The organism is Geobacillus sp. ZGt-1 (genome assembly GCF_001026865.1).
GTDB lineage: Bacteria > Bacillota > Bacilli > Bacillales > Anoxybacillaceae > Geobacillus > Geobacillus thermoleovorans.
The window spans coordinates 1-212 of record NZ_LDPD01000037.1 but is presented as its reverse complement, the minus strand read 5'-3'; the positions used below and the strand labels follow the sequence as shown (position 1 = coordinate 212).

At 51.4% G+C, this 212-nt stretch carries 1 pseudogene; it reads left to right on the top strand.

The window, feature by feature from the left end:
- Positions 1–212, top strand: a pseudogene (locus tag VU18_RS15340) (ABC transporter permease); the annotation flags it as partial.

Below are 212 nucleotides of genomic sequence, written 5' to 3'. Positions count from 1 at the left end.
CAAATCGTTTCGCTCTTTTACATCGTATGGTTCTACCTTCTCTACTCCAACGAACTTCGTTACGGCGTTTCGTCATGGTTCGCCGACGGCTACCGGATTTTGCTGGAGAAAATGAGCGCCTTGCTGGCGGTTCATGCGCTGTGCCAAGGGATCATGCTGATGATGAGCTACGGCGTTTTTTCACTCGTGTATCTCTTCGTTGGGGTGGAGCC